This window comes from Thalassospira tepidiphila MCCC 1A03514 (assembly GCF_001662875.1).
GTDB classification, from domain to species: Bacteria; Pseudomonadota; Alphaproteobacteria; order Rhodospirillales; family Thalassospiraceae; genus Thalassospira; species Thalassospira tepidiphila.
On the sequence record NZ_JPVZ01000006.1, the window covers coordinates 74,246 to 99,545 of the forward strand.

Genomic DNA, 25,300 nt, shown 5'->3' on the forward strand with positions numbered 1-25,300 from the left:
AAAGATGTTTTTTAAACTTTCGATGCTCAATAACGCAAAACTCGTCGCCCTACTCACTGCTATTGTGCTTCTAACGTATACGATCCCTGTCCGCGCCCAGTCGCCAGTTGGCGTCGCTGCGGTTGTCAATGACGAACCGATTTCGATCATCGATCTGGTTGAACGCATCAAGCTTGTTGCCGTCTCCTCCAACATCGAGATGACACCTCAGCGCAGCAACGAGATGGCGCCGCAGATTTTGCAGCAACTGATCAATGAAAAGCTGCAACTGCAGGAAGCCGAGCGTCGTGGCATCGAAGTCACCGATGAAGACATAGCGCGAGGCAAATCAATGATCGAGCAGAATGCCGGCCTTCCCGACGGCATGCTCGACAGGTATCTGTCGCAACGGCAAATCGCATCCGGAACGATTGAAAATCAGATCCGCCCGCAGGTCGCCTGGCAAAAAGTTCTCGGCAGCATGCGGGGTGAAGTTCAGATTTCCGAAGCCGAGATCGACGATACGCTTGAACGCATCATCAGCAACCAGAACAAGCCGCGCAACCGCGTTCAGGAAATCTTCCTGCCTGTTGATAACCCACAGGACAGCACGCGCGTTTACCAAACTGCGCAAGAAATCCGTGATGCCCTGAACAAGGGCGCGGATTTTGCGGGCCTAGCACGACAGTTCTCAGCCAGTGCAAGTGCCGCCAATGGTGGCGACCTTGGTTGGCTGTACGCCGGTGAAATGTCGGCTGACTTGCAGCAGGCGGTCAACCAGCTGCAACCCGGTGACGTAAGTGCGCCGGTCCAGACCGTCCGCGGATATTACATCGTCAAACTGCTGGATCGCCGCGTTGGTGACACAGATGCTGTTACTGATACCAGACTGGACCTTTATCAGCTGTTTGTCCCGATTAGCGGTGACATGCCGCAAGACCAGATTGACGCCAAAATCGCAGTCCTGCAAAACACCCGTGAAACGGCAAATAGCTGTGACGCCATGGCGAATGTTGCTGTCGACCTTGGATCTGATCTGAGCGGCAAGATGGAAGGCATTTCGCCCGGCGAACTTTCTGGGCCGATCCGCCAAGCCGTCACCAATCTTGATGAAGGAACACCGTCCAACATTATTCAGGTTGATGGCGGTGCGTTGATGGTGATGATTTGTAACGTCACAGAAGAAAGCAACCTGCCCAGCCGTCAGGACATTGAAAACCGTCTGCGGTTGGAACGTCTTGATATTCTGGCACGCCGCAAACTTCGTGAACTGCGCCGCCAGGCATTTATTGATATCCGGATCTGATCCGGTCGACAGGACCCCGATAGCAAGATGACAGAACGCGACCCCATCGCATTGACGATCGGCGAGCCCGGCGGCATTGGCCCCGAGCTTGCCATCAATGCATGGCTGCGTCGCACGCAGGATGAGCTTGCACCATTTTGCCTGATCTCGCCTGTAAGCACGATCACTCAAGCAATCGGCCGAAGCGGTACTGATGTTCCGGTGCGCGTGATCCGGACAATCCACGAAGCCACGTCCGTTTTTAAGGATGCCCTGCCGGTTCTGGAAATCACAGATAGCGGGACCGAAGTCGTTTCAGGTGTAGCATCACCCAAAACCGCAAGCGTCGTGATTGAGAGCATCACAAAGGCCGTCGAACTGGCGAGCACGGGCAAGGCAAGTGCCGTCGTCACCAACCCGATCCAGAAAAGTGCATTGTATGAAGCCGGTTTCCGCCATCCCGGCCATACCGAGTTTCTGGCAGAGCTCGCAGGACCGGGCACAATCCCCGTCATGATGCTGGCCAACAGCAAACTGCGCGTGGTGCCGCTAACCATCCATATCCCGCTCAAGGATGTCCCGACACAGCTGACAACCGAGCTGATTGTCGAGCGTTGCCGGATCACGCATCAGTCATTGCAAACTGCCTTCGGGATCGCCAAGCCGCGCCTTGCCATCGCCGGGCTGAACCCGCATGCGGGCGAAGATGGCACAATGGGTAGCGAAGAAAAAACCATCATGGCCCCAGCCGTCAAACAACTGCGTGATGAAGGTGTGGATGTTGTCGGCCCCCTACCGGCCGACACCTTGTTCCATGAAGAGGCACGCGCCAATTACGACGTTGCGCTCTGCCCCTACCACGATCAGGCCCTGATACCGGTCAAGACGCTTGATTTCCATGGTGGTGTGAATGTCACGCTGGGATTGCCATTTATCAGAACATCGCCCGATCATGGCACAGCACTTGATATCGCCGGCAAAGGCATCGCGCGCCCCGATAGCCTGATTGCGGCCCTGAAGATGGCAGCAGAAATGGCAACAAAACGCCTTGCGACAGGAGCCTGACCGACGTGTCAGAAGACAATGACAATACTGGCAAGCTTGCCAATGATGGCCTTCCGCCGCTGCGCGAAGTGATCGCAACCCATGATCTTTCCGCGCAAAAGAAATTCGGCCAGAACTTCCTTTTTGACTTGAACCTGACCGGGCGCATTGCCCGTGCGGCCGCACCGCTTGATGATGCCACCGTGATTGAAATCGGTCCGGGGCCCGGCGGCCTGACCCGTGCGTTGCTGTTTAACGGTGCAAAGAACCTGACCGTGATCGAGCGTGATCCGCGCTGCCAACCGGTTCTGGAACAGATCAGCAATCATTACCCCGGTGCGCTTCACGTCATTGATGGCGATGCGCTTGAGGTCGATGTCACAACATTGGGCCCGGCCCCGCGCAAGATCGTCGCCAACCTGCCCTATAATGTCGGCACGCAACTATTGCTGGGCTGGCTGATGCAGATTGATCAGTTCGCCAGCCTGACCCTGATGTTTCAAAAGGAAGTGGCTGAGCGCGTCGTCGCTCGCCCGAAAAGCAAAGCCTATGGACGTCTATCCGTGCTGTGTCAGTATCTGTGTGACTGCGACATCCTGTTTGATGTCCACCGCAGTGCTTTTACCCCACCGCCGAAAGTGACCTCTGCCGTCGTGCAACTCCGCCCCAAGGCAGATCGTTGCACCGACATCAATCTTGATAGCCTTGCCAAAATTACCCAGGCCGCATTTGGTCAACGGCGAAAGATGCTGCGCGCAAGCCTTAAGACCCTGAACATCAATGTTGGTGAATTGCTTGCAAAGGCCGGGATTACCGAAACTGTCAGGGCCGAGGAACTCAGTGTTGCGGATTTTGTCCGCCTGACACAGGTTCATGATGAAATGGCCGCTTCGTAAAGCGGCCATTTTCGTATCCGGTATCAGTCTGTCAGAAGTTTTTTGACAAAGCCCGGCAAGCCCGTCTGGCGTTCGCGCTTGATGCGTTCGGCACCGATAATGTGCTGAACATCGGCGATGCAACGATCGAGATCATCATTGATCAGCACATAGTCAAATTCTTCCCAATGGCTGATCTCCGCACCGGCCTTGGCCATGCGTTTCATAATCACGTCATCGGCGTCCTGGCCGCGATCACGCAGGCGGCGTTCCAACTCACCCGATGACGGCGGCAGGATAAAGACCGATACAACGTCATCGCCGCCCTTGTCGCGCAGTTGGCGGGCACCCTGCCAGTCGATGTCAAACAACACATCGCGGCCTTCCGACAGCGCCTTTTCAACCGGCCCAATGGGCGTGCCATAGTAGTTGCCAAACACCTCTGCCCATTCCAGCAGTGCGTCATCAGCAATCATATGTTTGAAATCGTCGACCGACTTGAAAAAGTAGTGAGTACCCTCTTCTTCGCCGGGGCGGGCTGCACGAGTTGTTGCCGAAACAGACAAGGAGATCTTGTCATCATTTTCAAGCAACTGACGGGTGATGGTCGTTTTACCGGCACCGGACGGCGCACAGAACACCAGCATCACGCCACGGCGGTTATGCGGATCGATCATGATGTTTCCTTCCCTGCCGCTTATTCGACGTTCTGGACCTGCTCGCGGAGCTGATCAATGATCACTTTAAGCTCCATGCCGCAATTGGTCAGTTCAATATCATTGGCCTTTGAGCACAGCGTATTGGCCTCGCGATTGAACTCCTGGCACAGGAAGTCAAGCTTACGCCCGATTGCGCCACCCTTGGTCAACATATCACGTGCTGCACTGATATGGGCTTTGAGACGATCAATCTCTTCGCGGATGTCGGCCTTGGTCGCCAAAATCGCTGCTTCCTGATGCAGGCGTTCGGGGTCGAACTTGCCCGCATCCATCAATTCTTCGACCTGGCGTTTCAGACGATCCTTGATGGCGTCGGCACGCGCTGATTCGCAGTTTTCAGCACGTGTAACAGTCGCCTCGATATTATCGACATGGCCGCGCAGCATGGCGTCAAGTTTTTCGCCCTCTTCTGCCCGGTGGGCGGCCATCTGATCGATGGCCTCATTCAGGCTTGCCAGCACGGCGGCATCATTGGCGTCCCGGGTTGCTTCGTCTTGCTGTGGCTCATAGGCCTCAAGCACGCCGCGCACATTCATCAGATCTGCAATGGTGCCTGCCGACAGGCTGCTGGTATTGTCAAACTCCTCAGCGATCTGGACCAGTTCGGAAAGCAGTTCCCGGTTCACTGAATAGGCATTGCTATCGCCGGAACGCGTAACATTCAGGGTCACGCCCATATTGCCGCGCTTGAACCGCTTGGAAACCGCATCGCGCACCTTGGCTTCAAGACGCTCAAACCCGCCATTCAGACGCAAGCGAACATCAAGCCCCTTGCCATTGACGCTGCGCAGTTCCCAGGTCCAGCCGAAACCATCGGCAGCGCCATCAACGCGCGCAAATCCGGTCATGCTTGAAACGGTCATCTTTTCATCCAGTTCGCTTTTGTGTTTGGGCGTTTATAACCATTGGCCCGTGTCCCGCCAAGGGTGAACACCGATCATCACGCGATAACGACAATATGGTAAACATAAGCCGTATTTCATAATGCTGCCCTATTGCTGCAGCATGTTCCGCAAAAATCAATTTCCTTATTTCAAAACCCAGTACGAGCAACAATGTCCTTTCAGTACGATGCCATTCTGATCACCGGTGCCAGTTCGGGTATTGGCGCTGCCCTCGCCCGCCATTTCGCACGCACCGGCGTGACCCTTTTTATCAGCGGTCGCAATCAAACGCGCTTGCAACTGGTGGAAAATGATTGTCGCGCCGCCGGGGCCAATGTTTATGCCGATGTTCTCGATGTGACGTCCCGCGAAACAATGGACGCCTATGTCACCCATTGCGATGAAATTGCGCAGCTCAGCCTCGTTATTGCCAATGCCGGCATTTCGGCCGGTACCGGTGGCCTTGGCGAAAGCCCCGAACAGGTTCGCGATATCTTTGCCACCAATGTCGCCGGTGTCCTGAACACGATTGATCCGGCGATCAAGGTTATGCGTGCGCGCAGACGCGGTCAGGTCGCATTGGTCGCCTCCCAGGCATCCTGGCGTGGATTGCCCTCTGCCCCGGCCTATTGCGCCAGCAAGGCGGCTATTCGGGTTTACGGCGAAGGATTGCGTGGTGCATTAGCGCCCGATGGCGTGAAGGTCAATGTCATCTGCCCGGGCTTTGTTAAGAGCCGGATCACCGATGCCAATGATTTTCCGATGCCATTCTTCATGCAGGCCGACAAGGCCGCAAAGAAGATCGTGCGGGGCCTTGAACGCAACAAGGGCATGATCGCCTTCCCCTGGCAAATGAACCTGATTATCGGAATGCTTAAGATGACACCGCAATGGTTGATGGATCTTGCGGCATCCCGGATCCCGAAGAAAACATCATCGCCCGATAGCCACGGCGAACACTAAGAAGCATAAAGGCGGCATCCGATTGATGCCGCCTTTATCATTTGGTTCGAACTCTTTGGCGTGATCACTGCCCGTCGCGGATGCGACGCCACTTGGCAACGTTGCGATTATGCTCATCAAGGGTCCGGGCAAAGGCATGCCCACCCGTCCCGTCTGCAACGAAGTACAGATCTTCCGTCGCAGCCGGATGCAGGACGGCATAGAACGCATCGCGCCCCGGATTGGTGATCGGCCCCGGCGGCAAGCCGCTGGTAACATAGGTGTTATAGGGGCTCTCAAAACGCCAATCCTTGCGCGTCAAAGGACGTTCAAGACGCTTTCCCGGGCTGAGCGCATAGGCAACTGTCGGATCAGACTGCAGACGCATATCGCGTCGCAGACGATTGATAAACACCCCAGCGACCCTTGCCCGTTCGCCAGCGACGCCGGTTTCGCGTTCAACGATGGAGGCCAGAATGACCGCCTCTTCAATGGTGTCGAACGGTAGACCTTCCTGACGGCTTGGCCAAAGCTGTTTGACCATTTCATCATGGGCTGCGCGCATGCGATCAATGATGCTTTGCTTCGTATCGCCAAACGAGAACTGATAGGTTTCGGGCAACAAGGTGCCATCGGCCGGAATATCAGTGATCTCGCCGCTTAATCCATCCACCAGATTGATCCGATCGACAATTTCGCCGGAACGAAGACCTTCGGGGATGGTGACGAACCGTTTGACCGTATCCCCAAAGGCCAGAATTTCAGCAGCCTGTTTCGGGCTGACCCGGGCCGGGAAGTGGTATTCCCCCGCCCGCAGTGACCGGTCAAGCTGACTGACGCGAACCCCGGCAAGGAAGATCAGTGGTTCGGTGATGATGTTTTCACGTTGGAAAATCTCGGCAATACCGCGCACACCGGTCCCCTGCGGGATGATGATGTCGCGTTCCTGCGCCAAATTGCTGGGCGATGTGTATTGCACATAAACATACACCGCTGCCCCACCTGTGGCGAGAGCAGCGGTGATGATCAGAAAGCCAATAAAAAGCAGAAAACGCTTCAAGGGAATGCTCCCGGGGGTTGCTCTGCTGTTTAAACGGCCTTGAAAACAAGCGATGCGTTGGTGCCGCCAAAGCCGAACGAGTTCGACAGAGCGACATTGACTTTACGCTGTTTGGCTTCAAGCGGAACCAGATCGATGCCTTTGCATGCCTCGGACGGATTGCGCAGGTTCAACGTCGGCGGAACAACGCCTTCGTGGATCGCAAGGATCGAGAACACTGCTTCAATCGCACCGGCCGCACCCAGAAGGTGACCGGTTGCCGATTTGGTCGAAGACATCGACATTTTCTGGGCGTGATCACCGAACAGGCGCTTGACCGCACCCAGTTCGATTTCATCACCCAGCGGAGTCGAGGTGCCGTGTGCGTTGACGTAATCAACGTCTTCCGGGTTCAGACCCGCATTGCGGATGGCATTGCGCATCGAACGGAAGCCACCATTGCCGTCTTCGGCCGGTGCGGTGATGTGATAAGCATCACCCGACATGCCGTAACCAGCAACTTCGGCGTAAATCTTGGCACCACGCGCCTTGGCGTGTTCGTATTCTTCTAGAACAACACAGCCCGCACCTTCGCCCATGACGAAACCGTCACGGCCTTCATCCCACGGACGGGATGCTTCGGTCGGTGTGTCGTTGTAACTGGTCGAAAGCGCACGTGCAGCAGCAAAGCCCGCCATGCCAAGACGGCAAACAGCAGCTTCGGCACCACCCGCAACCATGACATCGGCATCGCCAAGCATAATCATGCGCGATGCGTCGCCAACGGCGTGTGCACCGGTCGAACAGGCGGTAACCACCGCATGGTTCGGACCTTTAAGACCGTGTTTGATCGAAACCTGACCTGAAACCAGGTTAATCAGACAAGACGGAATGAAGAACGGACTGACACGACGGGTCTTGCCGTTATTGACGAGATCAGTTGCCTCGGAAATCTTGGGCAACCCACCGATCCCAGAACCGATCAAAACGCCGGTTGCTTCCTGATCTTCGTCGGTTTCCGGCTTCCAGCCAGAATCCGCAATCGCCTGATCAGCAGCAGCAATCCCATAGACGATAAAATCGTCCATTTTCTTCATGTCTTTGATCGAGACATGATCTTCAGCGTTGAAAAGTCCGTCACCCTCACCGCGCGGCACGAGGCCTGCGATTTTGGCAGGGATATCCGACACGTCAAACGTATCGATGCTTTTGATCCCGGATTGGCTGTTCAGCAGTTTCTGCCAAGTATTCTGTGCCCCGCTAGCAAGCGGAGTAACAGCACCAATACCGGTAACAACTACGCGTCTCATCCCGCATTACGCCTTTATTCTATGAATCCAGCAAAGACGAAAAGGGCGCCTGAGGATGCCCTCTAGGCGCCCATGTCTAACAGCAAACTTAGCTGTCCGCCTTTTCGATGAAGTCGATCGCGTCTTTAACGGTCAGAATTTTTTCAGCCGCGTCATCCGGAATTTCACAACCGAATTCTTCTTCAAACGCCATAACCAGCTCAACGGTGTCCAGGCTGTCTGCGCCCAGATCGTCGATGAAGCTTGCGTTTTCAGTGACCTTGTCTTCTTCAACACCGAGGTGCTCGACAACGATCTTCTTCACGCGATCTGCGACATCACTCATAGCTCAAATCCTTCAATAGGTTTTCTGTCAGTTAGTTTACACGTGGTACCCGTTGTGTCCCCCTATTGAAGGAGTTCCCGGGAACCGGAAACCGGCAACGAACAATCGCCAGTTTCAATATTTGGTATAGCGGCCTCTTTTAAACAGAAAAGAAGGCAACCCGCAACGGGTTAAATCATCGCCATTCCGCCATTCACATGCAAGGTCTGTCCTGTGACATAAGCTGCTTCGTCACTTGCAAGATACAGAACCGCTGCTGCGATCTCTTTGCTGTCGCCCATGCGACCTGCCGGAATACCGCCCAAAAGCTTTTCTTTCTGGGCATCTCCAAGTTCTTCGGTCATGGCCGTGGTAATAAAGCCCGGTGCCACACAGTTAACCGTAATTCCGCGCGCCGCAACCTCTTGGGCCAGCGATTTTGACCAACCGATCATCCCGGCCTTGGCAGCGGCATAGTTGGTCTGGCCTGGGTTACCGGTCACACCAACGATCGATGTGATATTGATAATACGGCCGTGGCGACGCTTCATCATGCCGCGAAGCGAGTTGCGCGCAAGCTTGAAGGCCGAGGTCAGGTTCACATCAAGAACCGCCTGCCAGTCTTCGTCCTTAAGACGCATGGCAAGCTGATCACGGGTGATACCGGCGTTGTTGACCAGAATATCAAGCTGACCACCAAGGGCTTCCTCGGCATTTTTGATCAGGCCATCGACCGATTCTTTATCCGAAAGGTTGGCCGGAACAACAACCGCGTTGCCACCGATTTCAGCAGCAACCGCTTCGAGGCGTTCCTGACGGGTGCCCGACAGAGCAACCTTCGCACCAGCTTCGGCCAGAACCTTGGCGATTTCGCCACCGATACCGCCGGTCGCACCGGTTACGAGTGCTGTTTTCCCTGCAAGATCAAACATAAATTTTCGTTCCCTTTGGGTTCGTTCGTGTTCCGGACACTCTTACAGAGCGCCGAGGAATGCTTCGATATCTGTCGGACCATTCACAGCCGTGCCACTCAGATCGCGGTCAATACGGCGTACCATGCCGGTCAAAACTTTGCCTGCGCCGATCTCTACCAGATCGGTGATGCCCTGTTCTTTCATATAAAGAACCGACTCACGCCAGCGCACGGTGCCGCAAACCTGCTCTACAAGGAGTTTACGAATGGTTTCCGGATCGTCAGTTTTTTCTGCGGTCACATTGGCAACCACCGGCTTGCCCGGTGCATTCATGGTCACAGCGCCAAGCGCCTCTGCCATGCGATCGGCTGCCGGCTGCATCAGGGCACAATGGAACGGTGCCGATACCGGCAACAAGACGGCGCGCTTTGCACCCTTTTCCTTGGCGATCTCAATCGCGCGTTCCACAGCGGCCTTGTGACCGGAAACAACAATCTGCCCGCTGGCATTGTCATTGGCAGCGGTGCAAACTTCACCCTGTGCTGCTTCTTCGGCAACCGCAACCGCGTCGACATAATCAAGACCAAGAAGGGCTGCCATCGCGCCAACACCAACCGGAACGGCGGCCTGCATCGCCTGACCACGGATTTTCAAAAGGCGCGCGGCATCGGAAATGGCAAAGGTACCAGCGGCTGCAAGGGCGGAATATTCGCCAAGGGAATGACCGGCAACAAGGTCGCACTTATCGGTCAGGGTAAAGCCGCCTTCTTTTTCCAAAACACGGGTCACCGCAAGACTGACCGCCATCAAGGCCGGCTGCGCGTTTTCGGTCAAGGTCAGTTCGTTTTCCGGACCTTCGAACATCAACGCGCTAAGCTTTTGTGAAAGCGCATCATCAACTTCCTGGAAAACTTCGCGGGCAACTGGGAATGCGTCTGCCAGTTCCTTGCCCATACCTACCGCTTGCGACCCCTGTCCGGGGAAAACGAGTGCGCGTGTCATTATATTAAATAAACCCTTGTCCGCTTCTACGAAGACTGTGCCGAAATCCGGCCCCTTGAAATTGAGCCACCCTTGATAGCGTGCGCAAGCGCACTGTCAAGAACTGAAACCTGATGGGCGCGGTTGGTTTGATTTTTTTACGCCCCAAAACTGCACGTCGCGATAACACTATAACAATAGTGTGACTTTCGGGTTTGACACCCGATTTGCGCGTTTATGGCATATTTTGCGTCATTTACGAAGGACTGGCTGTTGCGCAGCGCACAATCCCCGGCGCCCAGCATCCACAAGCTCCACCGCCGAAGCCCCATGGAAAACCAAGGCCTGCTGTCGCTTTAAGTCCGAAGACACATCGAATGCAGGGACAAACGCCGCCTTCACAATCGCGTGCATGTCGGTTATCCCGAAACCGCAATGCTCACGCAGTGACAGATCGATGTCAGAAACACGCAGGTTTCTGCCGATACTGTCAAAGCCATCGCGCTATCCCGTAATCGGCAAAAAGCTGCATTTGGCGTTGCACTCATGGGCGAAAAGTGTATATTCCGCCGTCTCACGGCTCCTTGCCGGGATTGTCCGGCTATGCCTGCATGGCACGAGGTCATGCAGGAAGAGATAAGCCAAAAGGAGTAATAGGAGTATTATGAGCAAATACGAAAGCGTGTTTATCGCACGTCAGGACTTCTCGACCGCACAGGTCGAAAGTCTGAACGAAAAGCTGACCCAGACCATCGAAGGTCTCGGCGGCAAAATCGCCAAAACCGAATATTGGGGTCTGCGTTCCCTGGCATACCGTGTCAAAAAGAACCGCAAAGGCCACTATACTCTCTTCCAGATCGAAGCTGACAAAGACGCGATCGCGGAATACGAGCGTCAGATGCGCCTGAACGAAGACGTTCTGCGTCAGATGACTGTCAAGGTTGACGAGTTCGAAGAAGAACAGTCTGCCATTCTGCGCAACCGCGACGAGCGCGGCGGTCGTGGCGGTAATCGCCGTGGCGGTCCCCGTCAGAACGGCTAACCGATAGCGAGGAGATAATATCATGGCTGGACGTCGTCTGTTTTTCCGTCGTCGTAAAACCTGCCCGTTCTCGGGTGATGATGCGCCGAAGATTGACTACAAAGATGTCAAACTGCTGCAGCGTTTCGTTTCCGAACGCGGCAAAATCGTTCCGAGCCGTATCACTGCGGTTTCGGCCAAGAAGCAGCGCGAACTGGCGAAAGCCATCAAGCGTGCACGCTTCCTGGCGCTGCTGCCCTACGCAGACCAGGTCTGAGGCAGTCGGCAAGAGACCCTTTTGAGGTCTCGGGCCGGGAGTAAATGATGCAACGTGACACCCTCATAGCGATTGGGACCGGACTTGGCAGTGCCGTTCTGTTCCTGCTGGTTCTATCAGGAAATCCGTTTGCTCTTTTGCTTTCATACTTCGGGCATCTGCCGCTTTTCCTTACGGGATTGTGGCAAGGGCCCAAACGCCTGCTGGTTGCGGCATTTGCCGCATGTATTGCCCTCATTCTTATGGGGGGATTACTGCCTTTCACGGTCTTTATGGTCGTGTTTGCCGGACCGGCGATGTTGTTGACCCGCATGGCGCTGGTCGTCCGGAAAGATCAAAATGGCAATCTTGCCTTTCTGCCTTCCGGAATTGTAGTAAGTGCCATGGCCGTCATGGTCGCGACGGTAATGATCTTCGTTACCGGAACACTGACGGCGGAAGGTGTGGACATTCAGGACTTCATCGCGAAGTTCCTGAGCCAGATGTACTCGGAAATGGGTGTCCCTATGACATCCGATGTTCAGGGTCTGATTGGTATGTTCCAGACTTACTTCCCGGCGATTGCGGCGGTGAGCTGGCTTTTGATGCTGTTCGCCAATGCCGCAATCGCACAGGCAATTTTGGTGCGTGCAGGCAAAAACCTGCGTCCGACACCAAGTATGGCAACCTTTGCCTTGCCTGGCTGGTCACTGTTTGTGTTTGCCCTGGCCGGATTTACGGTCGGCTTTGCCGATGGTTCGCTGGCTTATGTGGCGCGCAACGTCGCGGTGGTACTGGCAGTGCCGTTCCTGTTTCAGGGATTGGCGCTGGTGCATGGGCAGGCAGCCCGATGGCCGCAAAAACGTGTAATTCTGACGGTGTTTTACATCGTCGCGGTTCTGTCCACCTGGTCGTTTATCGCGATCACCGGACTTGGAATTGTTGAGCATTTAATCAGGCTGCGGGGGAAAGAACCGATGACCCGTAGCAATGAGGAGGATCGGTGATGGAAGTTATTCTGCTCCAGCGGGTAGAAAAACTCGGTCAGATGGGTGACGTAGTCACTGTCAAGCCGGGCCACGCCCGCAACCGCTTGCTGCCGCAGGGCATGGCCCTTCGTGCAACCAAAGCAAACATCTCTGTGTTCGAAGCACAGAAAGCACAGCTTGAAGCTGACAACTTGGAACGCCGTAAGGAAGCAGAAGCTGTTTCCGAGAAGATGGGTGAACTCGCAGTCACCGTCGTTCGTCAGGCATCCGACGTTGGCCAGCTTTATGGTTCGGTCACTGCCCGCGATATCGCAAACGCAGTAACCGAAGCAGGCTTCACTGTTGCCCGTACCCAGGTCGTTCTTGATCAGCCGATCAAGACCCTTGGTCTGCATCAGGTCCGTATCAACCTGCACCCGGAAGTTATCATTGAGGTAACTGCCAACGTTGCACGTTCCGAAGAAGATGCCGCTGAACAGCTCCGCAAGGGTTCTGCTGTTCTTGGCACCATCGAAGAAATGGAAGCGGAAGAAGAGGAAGCCCTCGAAGCCGCTGAAGAACTCTTCGAAGAAGAAGTTCCGGCTGACCTTGCAGAAGCAATCGAAGCTGACGAAGAAGAAACCAACGCTTAATCGCAGGTTCTTCGAACGATTTGAAAACGGCACATCCGCAGGGATGTGCCGTTTTCTTTTGCCTTAACGCCAAAGCCCGTCGATTTTTTCAAAGCATTTCAGGAGCCTGCGGCATTTGCGACCTCTGCGCTGGCGGAATACCGGCTATGAGTTATACCGATTAGCTCTTTGCGGTCTTGCGGATGCCTGCTACCTTTTCGGCCCATGACAGATCCCAATTTAGATGCCCTTTTTGCCCCGCTTGAACCGGACCATGGCGCCGACACCGAAATGGTGCTCGATCGCATGGCGCCGCACAATTTTGAAGCGGAGGCTGCCCTTCTTGGCGCGATCCTAAATAACAACGCCGCCTACGAGCGCGTGTCTGATATTCTGCGCCCGGAACATTTCGCTGATGGGCGTCACGGCCGCATCTTTGAGGCCTGCGGCAAGCTGATCGAACGCGGCCAACTGGCCAACCCGGTCACGCTCAAAGCCTATTTCAAGCAGGATGAACATCTTGCCGAAATCGGCGGTGCGCAATATCTGGCCGAACTGTCAAACAATCTGGTTTCGGTGATCAATGCCAGCGACTATGGCAAGCTGGTCTATGACCTGTATCTGCGTCGTGAACTGATCGAACTTGGCGAGGAAGTCGTCAACGAAGCCTATCAGTACGAACTTGATACCGACGCCACCAACCAGATCGAAAGAGCCGAACAGAAACTGTTCTCGCTGGCAACAGCCGGTTCTGCGGAATCGGGCTTTGTCGCCTTTGGCCCTGCCCTGGCCAAGGCCTATGAGAATATCGATCACGCCTATAAAAACGCCGGGCGCGTTGTTGGCGTGACCACGGGCTTGCGCGATATTGACCGCAAACTGGGTGGTTTGCACCCATCTGACTTGCTGATCCTTGCCGGTCGTCCGTCGATGGGTAAAACAGCCCTTGCGATGAACATCGCGTTTAACGCCGCCATCGCATCGCATCAGAACCGCGCAGCAGGCGAAGACACCCGTGATGAAACCCGAACCGGGGCGATTGCCGTATTCTCGCTTGAGATGGCGGCCGAACAGCTTGCCGGGCGCCTTTTGTCGCAGGCGGCCGAGGTTTCGGGCGATAACATGCGCCGTGGTGATCTGAACGAACAGGATTTTGAACGTCTGTTGCTGGCAACCCAGGAACTCAATACCGTTCCGCTTTATATCGATGATACGCCGGCCCTGCCGGTATCGACACTTCGCACACGTTGCCGCCGCCTGAAACGTCAGCACGGCCTTGCGATGATCGTCGTCGATTACCTGCAGCTTCTGGCACCGCCGACCAACTTCCGCGGCGATGGCCGCGTGCAGGAAGTCTCGGAAATTACCCGTATGCTCAAGGCGATTGCCAAGGAGCTCGAAGTGCCGGTGCTTGCCCTTTCGCAGCTCTCACGTGCGGTCGAACAGCGCGAAGACAAACGTCCGCAGCTTTCCGACCTTCGTGAATCCGGCTCGATCGAGCAGGACGCCGACGTCGTGATGTTCATTTATCGCGAACAGTACTATCTCGAACGTGCCGAACCGGCCCAACGTCCGGAAGAAGCCACCGACAAGTTCGGGGAACGTTACTCGCAGTGGCAGGAACGTCTGAACCACGTTTACAACACTGCCGAGGTTATTGTTGCCAAGCAGCGTCACGGCCCGGTGGGCAACGTGCGCCTGTTCTTTGACGGGAACTACACCAAGTTTGGTGATCTTGATCACACAGAAGAAGAATATGAATAGAGGATAGGGCAACCACCCATCCACCAACGGATTCCACGGGGTATTACGAATGACCGTTCTTCCCGCCGTCGGCCGTGCTGCCGAGTGCGCGGAACTGCAAATCAATCTGAAAGCAGTTGCCGACAACTATAAAACCCTGACCAAACGCTATACCGGGCGCACCTGTGCGGCTGTGGTAAAGGCGAATGCCTATGGTCTTGGCGCCGAAACCATTGTCCCGGTCCTGAAAAAGCAGGGATGCCGGCTGTTCTTTGTGGCACAAGCCAACGAAGCCGCCGAACTGTTCCCGGTTTTGCGTGGTGGTGGTCGCATTGCGGTTCTGAACGGTGTCCTGCCCGGTGACGAGGAATTCTTTATTGAAAATGACGTCATCCCGGTTCTGAATGATCTTGAACAGATCGAACGCTGGTCAAACCTGTGCCGCGAATATGAACGTCCGGCCCCGGCCTTTATCCATCTTGATACCGGCATGAGCCGCCTTGGCCTAACCCCGCATGATGTCAGCAACCTTGTCGATCGCTATTCATCCCTGCTCTATGGGTTTGAAAAGGCCGGTTACATGACCCACCCGGTCGCGGCTGATGAGGCCGGCAACCCGGTCACCAAGGAACAGTACGACCTGTTCATGAAATGGTATCGTCGCCTGCCACCGGCCCCGCGCGGGTTCTGTAACTCGTCGGCGATTTTCCGCAACGATGACTACCATCTGGAATTCTGCCGTCCGGGCATCGCCCTTTGGGGTGGAAACCCGACGCCGGAAACCACCAACCCAATGCGTTCGGTCGTAAACCTCAAGGTCAAAGTCCTTCAGGTGCGCGAAATCGATGAGCCTCAGACAGTTGGTTATGGCGGCACCTGGCAGGCAAAACGCAAATCGAAAATCGCCACCCTTGCAGTCGGGTATGCAGATGGCTGGCTGCGTTCACTGTCCAATTCCGGCAAGCTGATCATCAAGGGCCATGAAGTTCCCTATGTCGGGCGTGTTTCGATGGATGCGATTACGGTTGATATTACCGACCTTCCGGGCAAAACGCTTAAGGCCGGGGATATGGTGTCGCTTCTTGATGACAAGATGACGGTTGACGACGTTGCATCTGCTGCTGGTACAATCGGTTATGAAATTCTAACTTCTCTTGGACATCGCTACCGGCGGGTTTATACAGAGAGCTAAATCATAATAGCCAGCCAGACAATTCCGGCAGGTCGATAACAGGGGACTTCGAAGTACAGATGCCGATCTTTGCGCCGGTTGGCCATATGTTTCTGACCTTTTTGGCCCTTGTCGGTCGCGTCACGGTATTTGCGGGTCGCACCATCGGCCACATGGTCACACCACCGATCTATTTCCGCCTGATTTTCAAACAGATGCGTGAAATCGGCTATTTCTCCTTGCCGGTTGTCGCCATGACCACCCTGTTTGCCGGGATGGTTCTGGCGCTGCAATCCTATTCCGGGTTTTCGCGCTTTTCAGCCGAAAGTGCGGTTGCGACCGTGGTTGTCATTTCCATGACCCGCGAATTGGGCCCGGTTTTGGCGGGCCTCATGGTGGCGGGTCGTGTCGGTGCTGCCATTGCCGCAGAAATCGGCACCATGCGTGTGACTGAACAAATTGATGCGCTGGTGACCCTGTCGACCAATCCGTTCAAATATCTGGTCGTACCGCGTGTGATTGCCGGTTTGATCACCCTGCCCGTTCTGGTTCTGATCGGCGATATCATCGGGGTGATGGGTGGTTATCTGGTGGGCGTGAACAAGCTTGGCTTTAATGACGGCTCCTATATCCGTAACACGTTCCAGTATCTCGAACAGCTTGATGTCGTTTCGGGCCTGGTGAAGGCCGCGGTGTTTGGCTTTATAATCACGCTGATGGGGTGCTATCACGGGTATCATTCCCGGGGTGGCGCACAGGGTGTTGGTCAGGCAACGACCAATGCGGTTGTTTCAAGCTCCATCCTTATCCTGATTTCGAACTATATCGTCACCGAACTGTTCTTCACGCGATAAGGGCCGGTTGACAGGATCATGAGCAACACAGCCAAGATATCGCTTCGCAACGTTCACAAGGGCTTCGGCCCGAAAAAGGTGCTTCAGGGTGTCGACCTTGACGTCGCCAAGGGTGAATCGGTTGCCATCATTGGCGGATCGGGTACCGGCAAATCGGTTACGCTGAAATGCGTTCTGGGCCTTCTTACCCCGGATCAGGGGTCTATCAAGGTGGACGGGGTCGAAATGACCACCGCATCACAGGCCGAACGCGATGCCATGCTGGCAAAGACCGGCATGCTGTTTCAGGGGGCTGCCCTTTTTGACTCACTCACCGTTTGGGAAAATGTCGCCTTTGGCCTGATCGAAGGTCAGGGCATGAAACCCGCCAAGGCCCGCGATCTTGCCATTGCCCGGCTTGAGGATGTCGGTCTGGCGGCTGATATCGCCAATATGTCCCCGGCATCACTTTCGGGCGGCATGCAAAAACGCGTGGGCCTCGCACGTGCCATCGCGACCGAGCCTGAAATCCTGTTCTTTGACGAGCCGACCACCGGCATTGACCCGATCATGGGCGATGTCATCAATGATCTGATTGTCAAATGCACCCGTGAACTGGGGGCCAGCGCGATGACCATCACCCACGATATGGCAAGTGCACGCAAGATCGCTGATCGGGTTGCCATGCTTTATCAGGGCAAGATCATCTGGGATGGACCGGTTGCCGATATCGACACGTCCGATAACCCCTATTTGCAACAATTCGTTGCCGGTGATATCGAAGGTCCGCTTGAACTTGATCTCAAGCATCTCTGAGCGTTGCCTGACCGACATACGCCCTTACTGACACTTCTTTGATCTGCGGAGCATTCTGTGGCCAAAACCCAAAGCCGTTTCATCTGCCAGAACTGCGGTGCCGAATACCGCAAATGGACCGGGCGTTGCGACGCATGCGGTGAATGGAACAGCATCGAGGAAGAACGCGTTGAAAGCGGCCCCAAGGCCACCGGCGGCATCGCCGGGGGTGCCAAGGGCAAGACCATCGAATTCGTCGCCCTTGAAGGCGAAAGTGCCAGCCCGAAACGCATCATAAGCGGTATCACCGAACTCGATCGTGCGTGCGGTGGCGGGCTTGTGCCGGGGTCGGCCCTTCTGGTCGGCGGCGATCCGGGGATTGGTAAATCAACCATCCTACTTCAGGCCGTCGGGGCGATGGCCGCCAAGCATAAATGCGCCTATATCTCGGGCGAGGAAGCGGTTGATCAGGTCCGCATGCGCGCCGCCCGCCTTGGCCTTGAAAAATCCAAGGTCGATTTTGCCGCCGCGACCAGCCTGCGCGACATCATCACCACCCTTGAAGCCAGCAGCCACGACGTGGTGGTGATTGACTCGATCCAGACCATGTATGCCGACACCCTTGATAGTGCACCGGGCACGGTTTCACAGGTCCGCGCCTGTGCGCTGGAACTGATCCGCCTCGCCAAGCGCAAGGGATTTGCCGTGCTTTTGGTCGGTCACGTTACCAAGGAAGGCCAGATTGCCGGTCCACGTGTGCTGGAACACATGGTCGATACGGTTTTGTATTTCGAAGGCGAACGCGGCCATCAGTTCCGCATCCTCCGTGCAGTGAAAAACCGTTTCGGCGCGACCGATGAAATCGGCGTGTTTGAAATGGGTGATGCGGGCCTGGTCGAGGTCCCCAACCCATCCGCGCTGTTTCTGGCAGATCGTGATTCCCCGGTCAGCGGCACGGCGGTCTTTGCCGGACTTGAAGGCACACGTCCGATGCTGGTCGAAATTCAGGCCCTTGTTGCGCAATCGGCTCTTGCCACCCCACGTCGTGCGGTTGTTGGCTGGGACTCTGCGCGCATGAACATGATTTTGGCCGTGCTGGATGCCCGGTGTGGCCTGCCGCTTAGTCAGTTTGATGTGTATCTCAACGTCGCCGGTGGTTTGCGGGTTGGTGAACCCGCGGCCGACATGGCGGTTGCGGCGGCACTGATTTCAGCGGTCGCCGATGCGCCGGTTCCGGGCGAGACGGTGATTGTTGGTGAAATCGGCCTTTCGGGGGAAGTCCGCCCGGTAGGCCAGCTCGAATCGCGACTGAAAGAAGCCACCAAACTTGGGTTTGGCAATGCCTATACCCCCAAGAATGGCACACAGGGCAAGAAGAAGATGTCGATCAAGGGCCTCAATCAGACCGAAATCGGCCATCTTCAGGATTTGGTAAACCTCTTCGGCGACGATGTCCGCGACAAGGTGCGTCCGCGCGAAGGCATGTATTAAGCACCTTCAAAGCACGACTGCCCCGCCACCCGGACTGACGAACAAGGTTTACGCATAAATGGATTTCTCCGCCCTTCCCGATCTTGGCGCACGTGATGTGTTTGATCTGATTGTTGTCGGCATTTTGCTGATATCAGGGATCTTTGCCTTTTTCCGCGGTTTTATCCACGAAACCCTGTCAATGATGGGTTGGGTCGGCGCCGGGCTTGTCGCGCTTTATGGCTATCCGGTTGCGCGGCCCTATGTGCGGGATTTGATCCCGTCCGAACTGATTGCCGATCTGGCAACCGGGGTTGGCCTGTTTCTGATTTCGTTTTTGATTTTCTCGTTCATCAGTGGGCGCATTGGCCGGGCGGTTCAGAATTCCGGCCTCGATAGCCTTGATAGCACCCTTGGCTTTGTATTCGGGCTTTTGCGCGGGGCCTTGATCGTCTGTATCGGCTTCCTCGCCCTGTCCTGGTTGCTGCCAGCAGATTCGCAGCCCGACTGGGTCCGTGATGCCCGCACCCGCCCGGTTCTGGAAGAAGGTGCCTTCCTCATTATGCGCATGGCACCTGACGAAATTTTCGATACCACCGCGCAAGAGCTTGAGCGCGCTCAGCGTGAGGCCGATGCGAACGAAAAAACCTATCGCCAACTTCTTGGTCCGGAACCAAAAGGGACTGGACCCGCGCCCCTAAACGGGTATACAAGGCCCTCGCGCGATGATTTGGATCGCCTGATTGAGGCGACCACTAACGAGTGAGGCGTGTGGGTTTCGTAAGAATAACGAATTCCGTGCGCCACCGGCGAGAGAGCGGAACCCACTCATGCTGACCACCAATCCATTTGATGACGACAAGCTACGTGAAGAATGTGGCGTCTTTGGCGTTTTTGGCTCCCCCGATGCGACGGCATTAACGGCCCTTGGCCTGCATGCGCTGCAGCATCGCGGACAGGAAGCCGCAGGCATTGTGTCCTATGACGGCGAAGATTTTCCGGCACATCGGGCATCCGGCCAGGTTGGCGATATCTTCGGCTCCGAAGATGTCATCAAAAGCCTGCCCGGCCACCGTGCGGTCGGCCATGTCCGCTACTCGACTGCGGGTGGCAAGGGCCTTCGCAACGTTCAGCCGCTTTTTGCCGATTTTGAATTCGGTGGTCTGGCGATTGCCCATAACGGCAACCTGACCAACTCGCTTGCGGTGCGTGAACGCCTTGTCAAACGCGGCTCGATCTTCCAGTCGACCTCGGATACCGAGACCTTCATTCACCTGATCGCAACCAGCCTGTATGAAAAGATCGTCGATCGCCTGATCGATGCGGTCCGTCAGGTTGAAGGCGCTTATTCGCTGGTCGTCATGACCCAGAAGAAACTGATCGGTGTGCGTGACCCGCTGGGTGTGCGTCCGCTGGTTCTGGGCAAGCTCAATGATGCCTATATCCTGTCATCGGAAACGGTTGGCCTTGATATTGTTGGCGCGGAATTCATCCGCGACGTCGAACCGGGTGAAATCGTTGAAATTACCGATGATGGCCTTCGCTCCATCAAGCCGTTCAAGCCGCAAAAATCGCGCTTCTGCATTTTCGAGCATGTCTATTTCGCCCGCCCCGACAGCATTGTCGAAGGCACAAGCGTCTATGACGTGCGCAAGCATATCGGTCGCGAACTGGCCCGTGAATCCGCTGTTGATGCCGACGTTGTCGTGCCGATCCCGGATTCCGGCGTGCCGTCCGCCCTTGGCTATGCCGAGGAAAGCGGTATTCCGTTCGAACTGGGCATCATCCGCAACCACTATGTCGGGCGTACCTTTATCGAACCGACCGATCAGATCCGCCACCTTGGCGTGAAGCTGAAACATAACGCCAACCCCGGCAAGCTTAAGGGCAAGCGCGTTATTCTGGTCGATGACTCGATCGTGCGTGGCACCACCTCGACCAAGATTGTTGATCTGGTCCGTCAGGCCGGTGCGGCCGAAGTCCATATGCGCATCACCAGCCCCCCGACCATGAACCCGTGCTTCTATGGCGTTGATACCCCGTCCAAAGACAAACTGATGGCGGCCAATCACGACATCGAAAGCATGGCAAAAATCATCGGTGTCGACAGTCTGGCCTTCGTCACCATTGATGGCCTGTATCGTGCGACCGGCCTTGAAGGCCGTGACAACGATAATCCGGCCTTCTGTGATGCGTGCTTCACCGGCGATTACCCGATCAAGCTCACCGATCACAATGCCGAAAACAAGGACCGCAAACTCAGCCAGTTGGTTGAAAGGCAGTCTGCATGACCGACACCAAACGTCTTGAAGGTCGCGTTGCCCTGATCACCGGGGCTTCGCACGGGATCGGATGTGCGGTTGCCAAACGCTTTGCCGCCGAGGGTGCGCAAGTAATTGCGATTGGTCGTAATGTCGGCGCGCTTGAAGAACTCAGTGACGAAGTGACCGATGCCGGTGGCAAGATCACCCTGCTGCCGCTGGACCTGACCATGTTCGACAAGATCGATATGCTGGGTCCGACGATCTATGAGCGGTTTGGCAAGCTTGATATCGTTGTGGGCAATGCTGGCCTTCTGGGCGAAATCGCCCCGGTTGGTCACATTGATGCGCAGGTGTTCCAGAACACCTTTGCCACCAATGTCACGGCAAACTTCCACCTGATCCGCACAACGGACAAGCTTTTGCAGCTTTCAGAAGCTGGCCGGGCAATTTTCGTGACCTCGAACGCATCAAGCAAGGGTCGTGCCTTCTGGGGCCTCTATGCATCGACCAAGGCAGCCCTTGAAAGCCTTGTTCTGTCCTATGCCCAGGAACTCGAACAGACCAAGGTCAAGGTCAATCTGGTCAATCCGGGCCGCATCCGCACCAAAATGCGTGCCGAAGCCTATCCGGGCGAAGATCCCCAAACGCTTCCGACCCCCGAAAGCATCACCGACGTGTTTGTCGACCTGGCAGACGCCAGCTGCACCAAGCACGGCGAAGTGGTTGACGCTTACTGATCCTAAAGTAACATCGAATAGTCAAAGGGCCCATGACGGGCCCTTTTTTCGTACAGTGCGACGTGTCTACGAATTCGGCGATAAATACGCATCAATGCATTGCCATCACAGGTACTTGACCGATAGCATGGGCACCAACTCAAATCCGCACAGGTATCGGAGCACAGCATTTCATGAATTCCGCCCGCCTTTCCAAATTTATCCACTCTATGGGTGTTGCTGTCATGCTCGTGACCATTGGCGGCAGTGCCGCACTCACAAGCGCCACAGCAGCAGATAACAGTGCTTCAATGGCTTCGCTTCCGGAAACGGATGCACAACGCGGCAAGGCCCTGTTTGCAGAACGCGGATGTGTGATTTGTCATTCGGTGAACAATGTTGGCAGTGACGTGGCCACCAGCCTTGATGCGTCAAACATGGATCAATCACGCAACCCGTTCGAATTTTTCGCGCGCATGTGGCGCGGCGCCCCGCAAATGCTCGCCCTGCAAAACGCCGACCTTGGCTATCAGATTGATTTTTCCGGTCAGGACATCGCCGATATTTTTGCCTTTGTCCAAAACCGTGAAATTCAGGAAGGCTTCACCGAAGATGACCTGCCTGACCATATCAAGGAAATCATCGATAACGGTCCATCCATTCCGACGAAACGTTGATAAAAACAAGCGCCCAATAGCCTCTATCTAAAGGAAGCACCTTCATGACTGAAAAGTTTGAGAAATTCTCAAAGGCATTGGACGAATTGATCAGGGAAGGTGATATGCTGCATATGAGCATGCAGTACATTTTCATGCCTGAAAAGTTTAAAAGGGCTGCCGAAGAAAAATTTGAAGACCCCAAGAAAACAAAAAAATACTTAGATGATCTACCCGATTTCTATACATCATACCAATCATGGTACTCCGAAGCGCAGTCTTTAATTGCACAAATACTCCCCAACAGACTTACTGATTTTCAAAATTATTATGAATACCCACGAGTACGGAAAGAAACCACCTTCCAGAACTACATGATAAAAGACATGCTACAGGGGTTGCGAGTTACTCGATATGGCAACGAAGTAGTAGCTGATGGTAGCAGCGCTATTCCAGAGTTTGTCCAGCAGCTCAATATAGTTAAAGCAGCTCGTGAAAAATTGAATAGCACGTTGATCGACCTAACAAATTTATTACAAGCAGACGTTTTCGATAGTGAAATTGACAGTGCACAAGCACTTGCAAAATCCGGCTTTCTTCGCGCCGCTGGGGCTATCTGCGGTGTAATAATTGAAAAACACCTTCAGTCAGTTGCCAAACAACGCAAGATATCTATCAAGAAGAAGAACCCAACAATTGCTGACCTTAATGAAGCTCTGAAAGCAGCGGAGGTAATATCAGTTCCGCAATGGCGGTTTATCCAACATCTTGCTGACATAAGAAATCTGTGCGGCCATGCAAAAGGAAGCGAACCGACTGTTGATGACATCAACGATCTCGTATTGGGCACCAACAAGATCATAAAAAATATTTTTTAGAACTCAGACCAATAATAAGAAAAAAGCCGCCCTCGTTTCCCACGGGCGGCTTTGTTGTGTTTGGCAACAAGTCGAAACTAGCGTTTCTTTTTCTTGTTGGCATAAGGGTTGTCACTGCTGCGCAGGTAAATACGGATCGGAACGCCCGGCATGTCGAAATCTTCGCGCAGACCATTGATCAGATAGCGCGTATAGCTTTCGGGCAGTTCGGCTGCCTTGGAGCAGTTGATAAAGAAGCTTGGCGGACGCGATTTCGCCTGGGTCATATAGCGCAGGCGAATACGACGCCCGGAAATAACCGGCGGCAAATGGCGTTCGGTGGTTGCTTCAAGCCAGCGGTTGAGCTGCGATGTCGGGATGCGGCGGCTCCAGATATCGTGGATATCAAGAACGGTCGGCATCAGGCGGTCCGTGCCACGTCCGGTCAGGGCCGAGAAGGTCAGAACCGGAATACCCTTGGCCTGGGCAAAGGACGTATCAAGCTTGTCACGCAGTTCCTGCATGACGCCCTTTTTGTCGATGATCGCATCCCACTTGTTGACCGCAATGATCAACGCACGGCCTTCTTCAAGCACCATACGCGCAATCGTCAGGTCCTGCTTATCAAGCGTGTTGGTCGCATCAAGCATCAAAACCACGACCTGCGCATAGCGGATCACGCGCAGCGTATCGGCAACCGACAGCTTTTCAACGCGGTCATCAATCTTCTTCTTGCGGCGCATACCGGCGGTATCGACCAGACGGATCGGGCGGCCTTCATAGGACCAGTCGACCGCGATCGAATCACGGGTGAGCCCGGCCTGCGGCCCGGTCATGACGCGCTCTTCGCCAAGCAACTGGTTCAGAAGGGTTGATTTACCGGCGTTCGGACGGCCGACAATTGCCAACTGGATTTTCGAATTGTCACGCGCGCCTTCGACAATCAGTTCGCCATCTTCGTCTTCGTCGTCCTCGCTGAATTCGATTTCATAGGACGGGAAGACTTCACCTTCATCATCGGCAAAACCGTCGTCGTCGTCGAAATCTTCGTCTGCAAGGCTGTCCGCACGGGCCTCATCCAACGCTTCCTGTGCTGCTTCGCGTGCATGCTGTCTGGCGACGCGTTCGCGGTCTTTCCATTCTTTCCAGTGAGGCTCAAGCATGTCATAGAGCAACTCGATCCCGAGGCCATGCTCGGCCGAGATCGGCGCGACATCGCCAAGGCCAAGGCCATAGGCCTCATAAAGGCCCGGATCCTGATCACGGCCTTCGTGCTTGTTGGCAATGACATAGACCGGCTTCTCGCGTTTGCGCAGCCAATCGGCAAAATGGTTATCAAGCGGCGTCAAACCGGCACGGGCATCAATCAGGAACAGCGCAACATCGCATTCCTCGAACGCCTTTTCACTTTGCTGGCGCATCATGCCTTCGACGGAATTATCAAACGCTTCTTCCAGACCGGCGGTGTCGATAATGTCAAAAGACATATCGCCAAGGCGTGCCTTGCCATAACGGCGGTCACGGGTCACACCGGGCTGATCGTCCACAAGCGCCAGCTTTTTGCCGACCAGACGGTTAAACAGGGTCGACTTCCCGACATTGGGGCGACCGATAATGGCAACTTTCAGCGACATCTGATTTT

26 protein-coding genes are annotated in these 25,300 nt (G+C 55.1%); 18 read left to right on the forward strand and 8 right to left on the reverse strand.

Annotated elements, in window-relative coordinates; translation table 11 throughout:
- The first annotated feature begins 4 nt into the window (after positions 1–4).
- The 3 genes from TH4_RS13960 to rsmA are packed head-to-tail and all read left to right on the forward strand — an operon-like array spanning position 5 to position 3,204.
- Entirely contained in the window at positions 5–1,285 is a 1,281-nt protein-coding gene (locus TH4_RS13960) for a peptidylprolyl isomerase (RefSeq protein ID WP_064781612.1), read from the forward strand.
- A 27-nt stretch (positions 1,286–1,312) separates the two neighbouring features.
- Positions 1,313–2,329, forward strand: coding sequence for a 4-hydroxythreonine-4-phosphate dehydrogenase PdxA (gene pdxA, locus TH4_RS13965; protein ID WP_064781613.1), 1,017 nt, complete (start codon positions 1,313–1,315; stop codon positions 2,327–2,329).
- 5 nt (positions 2,330–2,334) lie between these two features.
- Positions 2,335–3,204: a 16S rRNA (adenine(1518)-N(6)/adenine(1519)-N(6))-dimethyltransferase RsmA gene (rsmA, locus tag TH4_RS13970; protein WP_064781614.1), complete on the forward strand. Its 870-nt coding sequence runs from the start codon at positions 2,335–2,337 to the stop codon at positions 3,202–3,204.
- Positions 3,205–3,227: 23 nt separating this feature from the next.
- On the opposite strand, the gene gmk is transcribed toward rsmA, so the two are convergent.
- Positions 3,228–3,860, reverse strand: a complete 633-nt coding sequence (gene gmk, locus TH4_RS13975; RefSeq protein WP_064781615.1) for a guanylate kinase — start codon at positions 3,858–3,860, stop codon at positions 3,228–3,230.
- A 20-nt stretch (positions 3,861–3,880) separates the two neighbouring features.
- A complete protein-coding gene (locus TH4_RS13980; RefSeq protein WP_064781616.1) occupies positions 3,881–4,765 on the reverse strand; it encodes a YicC/YloC family endoribonuclease in 885 nt (294 codons plus the stop codon).
- Positions 4,766–4,957: 192 nt separating this feature from the next.
- Between TH4_RS13980 and TH4_RS13985 the strand changes: the two genes are divergently transcribed.
- Positions 4,958–5,749, forward strand: a complete 792-nt coding sequence (locus TH4_RS13985) for an SDR family NAD(P)-dependent oxidoreductase (protein ID WP_064781617.1) — start codon at positions 4,958–4,960, stop codon at positions 5,747–5,749.
- 64 nt (positions 5,750–5,813) lie between these two features.
- On the opposite strand, the gene mltG is transcribed toward TH4_RS13985, so the two are convergent.
- The 5 genes from mltG to fabD all read right to left on the reverse strand — a co-directional run bounded on the left by mltG (position 5,814) and on the right by fabD (position 10,297).
- Positions 5,814–6,788, reverse strand: a complete 975-nt coding sequence (gene mltG, locus TH4_RS13990) for an endolytic transglycosylase MltG (RefSeq protein ID WP_064781618.1) — start codon at positions 6,786–6,788, stop codon at positions 5,814–5,816.
- A 29-nt stretch (positions 6,789–6,817) separates the two neighbouring features.
- A complete protein-coding gene (fabF, locus tag TH4_RS13995; RefSeq protein WP_064781619.1) occupies positions 6,818–8,077 on the reverse strand; it encodes a beta-ketoacyl-ACP synthase II in 1,260 nt (419 codons plus the stop codon).
- Positions 8,078–8,165: 88 nt separating this feature from the next.
- The gene (locus TH4_RS14000) at positions 8,166–8,402 is read right to left on the reverse strand and encodes an acyl carrier protein (RefSeq protein ID WP_008890547.1); all 237 of its coding nucleotides are present in this window, start codon (positions 8,400–8,402) and stop codon (positions 8,166–8,168) included.
- Positions 8,403–8,572: 170 nt separating this feature from the next.
- Entirely contained in the window at positions 8,573–9,313 is a 741-nt protein-coding gene (fabG, locus tag TH4_RS14005; protein ID WP_008890546.1) for a 3-oxoacyl-[acyl-carrier-protein] reductase, read from the reverse strand.
- 42 nt (positions 9,314–9,355) lie between these two features.
- Positions 9,356–10,297, reverse strand: a complete 942-nt coding sequence (fabD, locus tag TH4_RS14010; RefSeq protein ID WP_064781620.1) for an ACP S-malonyltransferase — start codon at positions 10,295–10,297, stop codon at positions 9,356–9,358.
- Positions 10,298–10,940: 643 nt separating this feature from the next.
- On the opposite strand from fabD, the gene rpsF reads away from it, so the two are divergent.
- The 14 genes from rpsF (at position 10,941) to TH4_RS14080 (ending at position 23,679) form a co-directional block, all read left to right on the forward strand.
- Positions 10,941–11,318 (forward strand): 30S ribosomal protein S6, encoded by a 378-nt coding sequence (gene rpsF, locus TH4_RS14015; protein ID WP_008890544.1) that lies wholly within the window; start codon positions 10,941–10,943, stop codon positions 11,316–11,318.
- Positions 11,319–11,340: 22 nt separating this feature from the next.
- Entirely contained in the window at positions 11,341–11,574 is a 234-nt protein-coding gene (gene rpsR / locus TH4_RS14020) for a 30S ribosomal protein S18 (RefSeq protein WP_008890543.1), read from the forward strand.
- Between the two features lie 47 nt (positions 11,575–11,621).
- Positions 11,622–12,560 (forward strand): DUF2232 domain-containing protein, encoded by a 939-nt coding sequence (locus TH4_RS14025; RefSeq protein WP_063088484.1) that lies wholly within the window; start codon positions 11,622–11,624, stop codon positions 12,558–12,560.
- Positions 12,560–13,174: a 50S ribosomal protein L9 gene (rplI, locus tag TH4_RS14030; protein ID WP_008890541.1), complete on the forward strand. Its 615-nt coding sequence runs from the start codon at positions 12,560–12,562 to the stop codon at positions 13,172–13,174. The genes TH4_RS14025 and rplI overlap by 1 nt, the downstream gene beginning before the upstream one ends.
- 204 nt (positions 13,175–13,378) lie before the next feature.
- A complete protein-coding gene (locus tag TH4_RS14035) occupies positions 13,379–14,917 on the forward strand; it encodes a replicative DNA helicase (RefSeq protein WP_008890540.1) in 1,539 nt (512 codons plus the stop codon).
- Positions 14,918–14,966: 49 nt separating this feature from the next.
- Entirely contained in the window at positions 14,967–16,088 is a 1,122-nt protein-coding gene (gene alr, locus TH4_RS14040) for an alanine racemase (RefSeq protein WP_064781621.1), read from the forward strand.
- A gap of 59 nt (positions 16,089–16,147) precedes the next feature.
- Entirely contained in the window at positions 16,148–16,921 is a 774-nt protein-coding gene (locus TH4_RS14045; RefSeq protein ID WP_008890538.1) for an MlaE family ABC transporter permease, read from the forward strand.
- Positions 16,922–16,939: 18 nt separating this feature from the next.
- On the forward strand, positions 16,940–17,716 hold the full coding sequence (locus tag TH4_RS14050; RefSeq protein ID WP_064781622.1) for an ABC transporter ATP-binding protein: 777 nt from the start codon (positions 16,940–16,942) through the stop codon (positions 17,714–17,716).
- A gap of 57 nt (positions 17,717–17,773) precedes the next feature.
- Positions 17,774–19,186 carry a DNA repair protein RadA gene (radA, locus tag TH4_RS14055; protein ID WP_063088371.1) on the forward strand — a complete coding sequence of 471 codons (1,413 nt, stop codon included), beginning with the start codon at positions 17,774–17,776 and terminating at the stop codon, positions 19,184–19,186.
- Between the two features lie 58 nt (positions 19,187–19,244).
- On the forward strand, positions 19,245–19,931 hold the full coding sequence (locus TH4_RS14060; protein WP_008890535.1) for a CvpA family protein: 687 nt from the start codon (positions 19,245–19,247) through the stop codon (positions 19,929–19,931).
- Between the two features lie 64 nt (positions 19,932–19,995).
- A complete protein-coding gene (gene purF / locus TH4_RS14065) occupies positions 19,996–21,456 on the forward strand; it encodes an amidophosphoribosyltransferase (protein ID WP_063088372.1) in 1,461 nt (486 codons plus the stop codon).
- Positions 21,453–22,166: an SDR family NAD(P)-dependent oxidoreductase gene (locus TH4_RS14070; RefSeq protein ID WP_064781623.1), complete on the forward strand. Its 714-nt coding sequence runs from the start codon at positions 21,453–21,455 to the stop codon at positions 22,164–22,166. Before purF ends, TH4_RS14070 begins: the two co-directional genes overlap by 4 nt.
- Positions 22,167–22,339: 173 nt before the next feature.
- Positions 22,340–22,822 (forward strand): c-type cytochrome, encoded by a 483-nt coding sequence (locus TH4_RS14075; protein WP_245227892.1) that lies wholly within the window; start codon positions 22,340–22,342, stop codon positions 22,820–22,822.
- Positions 22,823–22,866: 44 nt separating this feature from the next.
- Positions 22,867–23,679 (forward strand): hypothetical protein, encoded by an 813-nt coding sequence (locus TH4_RS14080; RefSeq protein ID WP_064781624.1) that lies wholly within the window; start codon positions 22,867–22,869, stop codon positions 23,677–23,679.
- Between the two features lie 77 nt (positions 23,680–23,756).
- Here the strand turns inward: TH4_RS14080 and der are convergent, their stop codons facing one another.
- Positions 23,757–25,292: a ribosome biogenesis GTPase Der gene (gene der, locus TH4_RS14085; protein ID WP_064781625.1), complete on the reverse strand. Its 1,536-nt coding sequence runs from the start codon at positions 25,290–25,292 to the stop codon at positions 23,757–23,759.
- Positions 25,293–25,300: the final 8 nt, after the last annotated feature.